Consider the following 8,617-nt stretch of genomic DNA (forward strand, 5'->3'; position numbering starts at 1 on the left):
CGCAGAAGACAGGCGTGCAGATTTGACGGAGGAAAGCCCATGAAAAAGCTCATTTGTACCTTTCTGACCCTCTTTGCGGCGCAGGGCGCACATGCGGAGATCTACCAAGGGCTCTATGTGCCCCTTGGCGCGAATTGCGGTGCGCTTTCGGACAATTATTTCCAGATCGGGGATGGTTGGGTCGGACGGCATGAAACCTATTGCCAAATCACGGGCGCGACCGGTGTGGAGCGGATGGATGCCTTCTTGCTCGACACGACCTGCAGCGCGGAGGGCGAGGACATGGGGGCACAGCGCTTTTTCATCGCCAGCACATCCACGATGGAGGGGCCGGGACTGACCGTCTATTCCGCCTACGAGGGCTATGGCGCGGGGAACGGGTCGATCTACAAATTCTGCCCAGGGGTTCAATGACAGGTGGAACAGGCCGGCTTTAACGGGGCGTAGCGCCGGCCGATACGTCCATGCAGCCACAATCCTGCGAAAGCGGCAGGAGCTGGGACCGGCGTCAACCTCCGACGAAAAGCCGGCGCAGGTGGCAATCGGCAAACGCGGCAGGCCTGCCGAAATGGAGGCCGCAGTGGCTGCCGATCGAGCGGATCAGCGCCCCGATTTCGTCAGGCGTCGGCGCATCCCGCAGCAGCGGAACAAGACGGGCCGCCTGCGCCGCGCGGTATTCCGCATCCAGACCGATCACCCCCCGCGCGATCAGATCCTGTTCGGACAGGCGCCGGACATGGGTGGTGTCGATGCCCTGCATCAGCGCCACGAGGCCCGCATCGACGCCCATCCGCCCGAGATAGGCCACGGCGTCACGCTCGAACCTGCCCATGAGGTCGCGCAGCGTGTCGGCGGGGATCGGGGCGGACCCATCCTGAGACATGGGCGCGCCGGAGGACCGCGTCACCTGAGCGCGGTGAATGCCGACGGAAAAGGCCGGTGCACTGCGAAAGACGCCCGAGGCCAGCACGAAGAGACAGGCGCTGTCGCAACTGCTGGTCACGAAGACATGGGCATCGAGCGCGCGCAGGCGGGTGCCGATCTGCATGGCGGCATAGGCATCCCCCCCGGAGGAGCCGAGCAATGCGATCAGGACGGGCCGCTGCTCGAGCAGGGCGAAGCGATCGGCGAAGGCGTCGATGTCTTGCGCCAAGGCCGGCGAGATCGCGGCATCGAAGCGCAGGACCCATGCGGCGGCCGATGTTTCGGAGAGCGTGAAGCCCGTTTGCGCGGCCCTGTCCTGCGCCCGCGCAAGGCCCGTGGATGCCCACAGGACGCAGAGCGCGCAGCCGAGCGAGACAAGCCCGCCCGAGGCGCAAAAGAGCTGCTTGATCGCCCGGAGCGCCAGCTTGCCCATGCCCTGCCCCTATCTTTCGCCGAGACCTTCGCGGAAGGCGACCACGAGAGGCCGCATGAGATATTCCAGAACCGTCTGGCTATCGAGCACGATATCGGCCTGCACGGTCATGCCGGGCCGGATCACCTTTTCGGAATCCGAGGGCATCGTATCACCCTCAAGACCGACGACGACCCGGAAATACGGAAGGCCCTGTTCGTCGACAGAACTGAAGGGCGACACCAGGGCCACCTGGCCCGGGATGGTGCCGTAGCGCATGAAGTCATAGGTGCCAATCTTCACGTTGACCGGCTGGCCAACCCGGATGAACCCGATATCGGTGGGCGAGACGCGCAACTCGGCCTCCATCCGGTCGTCGACGGGCACGATGTTCATCACGGTCTCACCCGGCGGCACCACGCCACCGATGGTTCTGTAATTCAATTCCTGAACGATCCCGTTGACCGGGGACACCAGGACCGTGCGGGTGAGACGATCCTCGAGCTCGGAGAGTTGTTCCTGGATCTCGGAAATTTCGGCGGATGCCTCGTTCAGCTCGTCGAGCGTGCCACGGGTGAAGTTCAGCAATTCGAGCTGCGCATCCCGGAACGCGCGCTCGGCATCGAGAACCTGCACACGGGCCACGAGTTGATCGCTCGCCAGATCGCTCTGGATGGCGAAAATGCCGCTCAGCGTCTCTACCTGACTTTCGAGCTCGCTGCGCTGGTCCCGCGCGACGGCCAGCAGGAGCATTTCCTCGGCGATCAGTTCCTCGTGGCCGGGCGGGACGGAGGAAAAATCCGGCTCGCGGTCGAACGCCAGCGCGCGCAGCCGTTCGGTGCGGACATAGAGCGACCAGTAGCGGGCCAGAAAGGCCTGGTATTCGGACAGGACCCGCACGTTGTTGAATTCGATCAGGGCTTGGCCCTCGGTCACCAGATCCCCGTCAGCCACATGGATCGCGGAGAGCCTGCCACCGTCGATATGCTGCAGCACCTGGACGGAGCCCGCGGGCAGGACTTCGCCGGAGGACACGGCGACAACCTCGAGCCGGGCGAAATAGGCCCAGACGAAGAAGACGATGATGGTCACAAGGCCCAGCCACATGACACCGCGCGCAAAGCGAGAGCCCTTGCCCTCCTCCAGCTCGATGGCCTTGGAGATGTGCACCGACATCTTGTTGCCGAGCCGGGTGTTTTGCGTGTTGCGCTGCATGTCAGGCACTGTTGCTCATGGATGCGGCCGGGTCGCGGAAAATCTCGCGCGGTGGCGCGAAGGCACGCACATAGCCCTTGTCGAGCAGGAGAACCTTGTCGGCGCGTCGAAGCTCGCTGATCCGGTGGGAACTGAAAATGATCGTCTTCTTGCCCCGCATCGTGTCGAGAACCTTGAGAAACAGCTGCTCGTTTTCCGGCGACAGGCCGCGGGTCGGTTCATCCAGCAAGAGCAGCGGACCCTCGCTGAGATAGGCCCGCGCAAGCGATATCTGCGATACGAGGCTGAAAGGCAATTCATTGCGACCATCCCCGAGCCGGTGGTCGAGCCCCTGCGACAGCGCCCGGATACCCTCGGCGGCCCCCGACATTTCCAGCGCGCTCCAGATCTGGTCCATGGAGGCGTCGGGGCGCGAGAACATCACGTTCTGCAGGATCGTCGCGCGAAACATCTGGGCCTGCGCGGGCGCATAGCCGATCGAACGGCGGATCTTGAACGGGTCGATCTGTCGGCTGTCGATGGCGTCGAACATGATGGAGCCCGCCTGCGGGCGGTACATGCCGAGGATCAGCGACATCAGGGTTGATTTGCCCGCGCCATTCGCCCCCCCGACCGCGAGGATCTGCCCCGGTTCGAGCTTGAAATCGACGCTGAGCAGGGAGGGATCGGCCTGCGGCGAATAGCGGAAGGAGACCTTGGAAAACTCCACGCCACCTTTCAGGGCGATGCTGGATGCATAGTTGAAGGCCATGGGGCGTTCCGGGCGCACCTGCATGAGCGAGTTGATCTGGCGCTTGGCGGCATTGAGCCCTTCGACCCTCGTGAGGTTGGAAAACACCATCTGCGCGGGGTTCAGAACCCGCCACATGAGCGTCATGGATACGATCAGCACGACCGGAGATGCGGTCCCGGCCCAGACCGACGGGATGGAGATCGCCACGATGGCAAGACCCGCCGTGGTCATGATAAGGTGACCGATCGAGTAATTGACGGCAGCCAGCGATGCCGCCTTGGACGAGGCATCGACCGCATGGGCGGAAATGCCCCTCATGCGCTCCAGCCAGATGCTCGCGCCGCCGATCTCGCGGATCGAGCGCAGCTTGAAGATCGTCTCGATGAGGAATTCGTTGCGGGCGGCGGAGGCGCTGGCAGCAAGGCTCACCGCATCGGAGACCCTTGGCAGCATGAATTTGTAGGTCACGACGTAAAGCGTCACGGCCCCCGCAAAGACCAGCGCCGCCAGCGGGTTGATCACGAAGAGGGCGGCCGCCACCACAAGTGTCGAGGGCAGATCCACGAAAAGCGATCCGATCGGGCTGTGAAAGACATCGCGCAGCCCCTCGAACCCGCGCAGCCGCGCGTATTGCGACCCGATCGAGGCACGTTCGGTATAGGCCGATGGCATCGCCAGGACGCGCGACAGGATCGACGTGCTCATCAGGTAGTCGACGCGACCGGAAATGAAGGCGAGGATCGACGCCTTTTGCCGAAGGGCGAAGAAGCCGATGAGGACCGTCAGCACAACGCCGATGTAGAGTTCGGCGAGAAAGATCAACGATCCCGAAGGAATGACGCTGCCATAGACCAGAATGAGAAAGAGCGGGCTGGCCAGCGTCAGCCCGGCATGCAGGGTGCCGATGAAGAACAGGCTGGGGATCAGCGAGGAGAAGCGCCGGAAGATCGACACGACCCAGTCCTGCACCTCGGCATCAGCCGTGGATTTGGAATGATACCGGTAGATGGTGCCCAGCCGCGCGGATTGGGGAAGATCGGCGATGTCGCAGTCCCTGGTCCCGTCATGGGCGCTGCAGCTGCCGTCACGGTTCTCGACCACAAGGGCGGGCCGATCCGGGGGAACGAAAAGACAGGGCAAGAGACGTGGATCGAGCCGGTCGATGCGCGCCCGGCGCTCTTCGATGCGAAAGCCGAGACGCGCCATGGAATTGTTGAGATCGTCGAAGGTCAGCTCGTCCTCGAAATAGGGCAGCGCCTCGAACACGTCGCGGACCGATCCGTTGAAATCGACCGCTTCGAGCAGGGCCGGAAAACAAGCCGACACCTGGTTCTGGGTCTTGAAGACCTGTTTCAGGACGTTGGGCAGATGCTGGCGCATCGCCGCAGGGCCCGACAGGGTCGGAACGAGATCCGCTTCGGCCGCCAGCACCTCTGCCCCGCGCCGCAAGGGAAGTCTGCTGAAGGCGCCATCCTTGTAGGAAAAATCCTCTGCATATTGCAGCCGCCCGCCGTCCACGACGCAGATCCTGTCGGCCAGATCGCTGTAATCGGCCTTGTCGGAAACGAGGATGATCGTGACCTTGCCCTTCATCGAGGCGAGGAAGTTGCGGAACTTGCGTTCCTGGGCCACGTCGAAATCCACCGTGGCATTGTCGATCAGGACGATGTCGAGACCGCTGGCAAAGGCCCGCACGGCCATGATGTGCTTTGACCAGCCCGCGGGCAGGATTTCCACGACCTTGTCGCCCACACCGGTATTCAGACCATAAGGCAAGCGCGAGATGATCTCGTCGGCGCCCATGCGGCGCGACAGATCGCGCACCGCATCGACATCAACGCTTTCGAAAAGGGAGACGTTGTCGAGGAGCGTTCCGTCGAAAAATTCGCTGGTCGCCGAAAGATAACCCAGACGCGGCGGCGACTTGAGGTCGGTCCAGGCGGACCCGGCCGGACATTCGAAGCGCACCTCGCCCTTTGTCGGCTCGATGAAACCCGCGATCAATTCGAGAACCGTGGAGCGCCCCGAGCCGCTTGGTCCGGTCAACACGACGAATTCCCCGGCATTGAACACGAAATTGCACGCAGACAGGATTTCGCGATCTGTCGATTTGAAGGTCGCGGTGACATCCCGGAACACCACGCGGGGCAAGGCGGCAGGTGCTGCGGGATCGGATTGGCCTTCCCCCTGCCCCGGCATCCCGGGACGTGGCTGGGCCTGCTCCATGATTTCTTCGGCCAGCCTGTCGCTGAGCGCCGTATCTTGCAACTGACGCACGAAGAGGCTGCCAAAGCGCTGCACGGGTGCCGCACAGCGCAGGGTCAACAAGATGATCGCCGCCAATTCGCCGTTGGTGATCTGCCCTTCGATCGACAGATAGGCCCCGAGCGAGATCGCCGTGGCCGACAGGAGCGCCGAGAATGTCGTCCCGATGATCGAGGTTCCTTCGATCAACCGCGTCATCTTGGCGTGGTATTCGGCCGAGGCCCGCGCCAGACGTTCGTAGCGGCGCATGATGGTGGCTTCCATCGCGAGCGATTTCAGCGTGTGCGCATTCTTGAAGGTTTCCGTGAGGAAATTCGTCCGGCGCGCCTCGAGTTCCTTGTGGTCATGCGACAGTCTCGAAAAGGACCGCAGGAACACGAGAGAGGCCACCGCGAAACAGACGTAGCCGACGATGATGCTGGCACCGATGACCGGGCTGATGGCGGCGGCGACGGCGATGTAGATCAAGACGAAAGGCAGATCGAGGATCTGCTGGAAATTCTGGCCCGCATAATAGGATTTGAGGTTCGAGATCGATCGGAAGCTTTCCATCAGCCGTCCGGGACCGGCCCATTCGGTTTCATTCAAGGGCCGCGCAAGGTTGCGTGCCATCAGTTTCAGCGTCGCGCCATGTTCGAATTTCGCGGACAGCTGGTTGGAGATCTCGGCGCGACAATATCTGAGATATGCCTCGAAGCAGAGCGCGATGAAAACGCCGACCGCCATGACGAACAGCGTGTCGGTGGACCGGAATGGCAAGATCCGGTCATAGACCTGCAGCATGAAGAGTGGAAAGGCGAGGCCGAGAATGTTGATCACGAGCGAGCCGGCAATGATTGCCCCACGCCCCGGAAGGGCCGCATCGCCCATTCCGGGCGCTGCGTCGACACGCGGAAACAACCTCAGTTTTCGAAAACGCTTTGCCATTTCTACGCTTTGCTAAAGTTCACCTTGCGCATTCGAAGACGGATCTTCAACACAATCCTCGGGCGGGGCGGCCGCCAATGTGCCGCCAAGCGCCTTTACCAAATCCACAGAGGCTTGTAGTTGACCGAGCCGCGCAACGATTTCGCGGTCCTGCGTTTGCAGAACCGTGCGCTGAATTTCCAATAACTGAAAATAGTCGAGACCGCCGCGTTCGACGGAAGAAACGCTCAAATCCAGCATTTGCTGGGCAAGATCGCTGGCATCGCGCAGCGCCAGGTATTGGCGTGTCGTCAAATCCACGCCGGTCAAGGCATCCTCGACCTCGCGCAGGGCCGTGACGACCGTATTGGCGTAATCGGCCAACAATTCCCGGTTGCGGCCGGTCGCCAGTTCGACTTCGGCCTCCCTGCGGCCGCCGTCGAAAACGGTCTGGATCAGCGTGGCCGAGGAATTCACGAAGATGCTGCGCGGCGACAGGATATCGGCCAGTTCGAGGCTGCCAAGCCCTGTGGACCCGGTCAACGAGATCGAGGGGAACAGATTTGCCCGTGCCGCGCTCAGGTCGAGCTGGGCGCTGACCAAATTCGCCTCGGCCCGCCGGATGTCGGGGCGGCGGCACAAGAGGTCCGATGGCAGCCCCGGATCGACGGAGGGCAGCGCGATTTCCGTCAACGACATCGCATCGACACTGACCGCCGAGGGTGGAAGACCCAGCAGGGTCGCAAGCCGGTTGGTCACCTGTTCGCGCTGCAAGATCAGGGCGTTGACCTCGGCGCTGGTGTTGTTCTGGAGGATCCGTTGCTGGATCACGTCGACAAGCGTCGCATTCCCCCGGTCCAGCCGGACCTGGAGACCCTGGGTGATCGCCGTGATCGCCGCGAGATTGCGCTCGGCGACCGCCACGCGTTCGTTCAGGGCCACCACTTCGAAATAGGTGCGGGCGACTTCGCTGACGAGGCTGACGACAAGCGCCTCGCGGGCGAATTCGCTGGCGAGCGCCCGGTTGTAGGCGGCGCGCGTGGCGAAGGTGTCGCGCCCGAGGAGATTGACCTCGTAATTGACGGTGAGACCGGCCTGCCAGACCTGGCGCGGGCGCTGCGATCCGCCGTCGATCGCCGTGCCGATACCGCCGCCGGGCATGTCGATCCCGAGACTTGGCGACAAATCCACCGTCGGCAAGCGCTGCGAATTGTCGATCAGGACCTGTGTGCGGGCCTGCTGAAGCCGCGCCAAAGCACTTTGAAGGTCATAATTTCCCTCGAGCGCGGTATGGACGACGCTGTTGAGCTCACGGCTCGAGAAGGTGTGCCACCAGAAATACTCGACGCCCCCCCCAGGGTCCGTGGCGGTAGCGGCAAAACGCTCTGGAAACCAGCTCGCGATTTCGTTTCGGCCATTGTCGATATCCTGCAGATCACCCACAGGTGAGCAGGCCGCCAAAATCAATGCGAGCGACAAGCCTCGGACCATGCAATCCACCAACCTCATGCGTCGTCTTTTTATTCAGTTCCAGACAGGTTGCAGATCGCTGACACCACACGGATAAAACCCAAACTTTACTTTGTGCGAACTAATCCTTGGCTGGTTATTATTATCTTTAGTTTTCTTTTGATCTTTTGTTTGTATTTTCTGCTCGGTAAGTCGGTCTCTTGGCGATGGAGCGCTCGAAGAAATGCATAACTCTCAAGCAATTCACTCCAGCCACGTTTCGCACCATAGCAAAGTTGCGGCGAATTAGAAATTTTTCGAGTTTCAGTAACTTGGGCTTGTGCCAATTTTAACACGACAGGCTGCGGCACGTGTTCGCGGCGTTGACTCCGGGCGCGTCCACCGCCCTGCGCAAGACCATAATGTGGCGAATCCCCCAACAAATACGGGACTATGTCCATCGCCGCGAATGACCCATTTACGGGAAGAATGTGGGACTGCCCTGCCCTGTCATCCTGATTGAGCCGGACGCAGTCGGAATGATCCAAAGATCGGGATCGCGCAGCACGTCAAGGTTGGCGCGCGCCATGCCTGACAGGGTGAAGATAACGCGGTGCCGCGCGCTCCCCACAAGCACGGGGAGCGCACAGCAATCGCAACAGCGGGACCACGGCCGGATCACGGAAAGGCGGCGCGGACAGTCTTGCCCGCGC

The 8,617-nt window shown here is 62.0% G+C and carries 5 protein-coding genes; 1 reads left to right on the forward strand and 4 read right to left on the reverse strand.

Features of this window, described 5'->3' with window-relative positions:
* Positions 1 to 39 precede the first annotated feature (39 nt).
* Entirely contained in the window at positions 40 to 414 is a 375-nt protein-coding gene (locus tag AABA51_RS08145) for a hypothetical protein (protein WP_338276290.1), read from the forward strand.
* Positions 415 to 508: 94 nt separating this feature from the next.
* On the opposite strand, the gene AABA51_RS08150 is transcribed toward AABA51_RS08145, so the two are convergent.
* The 4 genes from AABA51_RS08150 to AABA51_RS08165 all read right to left on the reverse strand — a co-directional run bounded on the left by AABA51_RS08150 (position 509) and on the right by AABA51_RS08165 (position 7,934).
* Positions 509 to 1,357, reverse strand: coding sequence for a hypothetical protein (locus tag AABA51_RS08150; protein WP_338276292.1), 849 nt, complete (start codon positions 1,355 to 1,357; stop codon positions 509 to 511).
* A gap of 9 nt (positions 1,358 to 1,366) precedes the next feature.
* Positions 1,367 to 2,551: an HlyD family efflux transporter periplasmic adaptor subunit gene (locus tag AABA51_RS08155; RefSeq protein ID WP_338276294.1), complete on the reverse strand. Its 1,185-nt coding sequence runs from the start codon at positions 2,549 to 2,551 to the stop codon at positions 1,367 to 1,369.
* Position 2,552: 1 nt separating this feature from the next.
* Entirely contained in the window at positions 2,553 to 6,419 is a 3,867-nt protein-coding gene (locus AABA51_RS08160) for an ATP-binding cassette domain-containing protein (protein ID WP_338276296.1), read from the reverse strand.
* A 69-nt stretch (positions 6,420 to 6,488) separates the two neighbouring features.
* Positions 6,489 to 7,934, reverse strand: a complete 1,446-nt coding sequence (locus AABA51_RS08165; protein WP_338276297.1) for an efflux transporter outer membrane subunit — start codon at positions 7,932 to 7,934, stop codon at positions 6,489 to 6,491.
* Between the last annotated feature and the right edge of the window lie 683 nt (positions 7,935 to 8,617).

It is taken from the genome of Roseicyclus marinus (genome assembly GCF_036322625.1).
GTDB classification, from domain to species: Bacteria; Pseudomonadota; Alphaproteobacteria; order Rhodobacterales; family Rhodobacteraceae; genus Roseicyclus; species Roseicyclus marinus_A.

Coding starts and splice junctions, on each gene's coding strand:
- AABA51_RS08150 (WP_338276292.1), bottom strand. CDS start 1,357: ATGGGCAAGCTGGCGCTCCGGGCGATCAAGCAGCTCTTTTGCGCCTCG.
- AABA51_RS08155 (WP_338276294.1), bottom strand. CDS start 2,551: ATGCAGCGCAACACGCAAAACACCCGGCTCGGCAACAAGATGTCGGTG.
- AABA51_RS08160 (WP_338276296.1), bottom strand. CDS start 6,419: ATGGGCGATGCGGCCCTTCCGGGGCGTGGGGCAATCATTGCCGGCTCG.
- AABA51_RS08145 (WP_338276290.1), top strand. CDS start 40: ATGAAAAAGCTCATTTGTACCTTTCTGACCCTCTTTGCGGCGCAGGGC.